This window comes from Clostridioides sp. ZZV14-6387, assembly GCF_020657835.1.
Lineage (GTDB): Bacteria > Bacillota > Clostridia > Peptostreptococcales > Peptostreptococcaceae > Clostridioides > Clostridioides difficile_A.
This window is the reverse complement of sequence record NZ_JAGWCW010000092.1, coordinates 1-464: the sequence shown is the minus strand read 5'-3', so window position 1 is coordinate 464 and position 464 is coordinate 1. Positions and strand designations below refer to the sequence as shown.

At 50.9% G+C, this 464-nt stretch carries 1 rRNA gene; it reads left to right on the top strand.

The annotated features are described in order from the left end of the window. Positions 1-464 (top strand): 16S ribosomal RNA (locus KGF38_RS20030); the annotation flags it as partial.

Genomic DNA, 464 nt, shown 5'->3' with positions numbered 1-464 from the left:
CCTACGGGTGGCAGCAGTAGGGAATTTTCGGCAATGGGGGAAACCCTGACCGAGCAACGCCGCGTGAAGGAAGAAGTAATTCGTTATGTAAACTTCTGTCATAGAGGAAGAACGGTGGATATAGGGAATGATATCCAAGTGACGGTACTCTATAAGAAAGCCACGGCTAACTACGTGCCAGCAGCCGCGGTAATACGTAGGTGGCGAGCGTTATCCGGAATTATTGGGCGTAAAGAGGGAGCAGGCGGCACTAAGGGTCTGTGGTGAAAGATCGAAGCTTAACTTCGGTAAGCCATGGAAACCGTAGAGCTAGAGTGTGTGAGAGGATCGTGGAATTCCATGTGTAGCGGTGAAATGCGTAGATATATGGAGGAACACCAGTGGCGAAGGCGACGATCTGGCGCATAACTGACGCTCAGTCCCGAAAGCGTGGGGAGCAAATAGGATTAGATACCCTAGTAGTC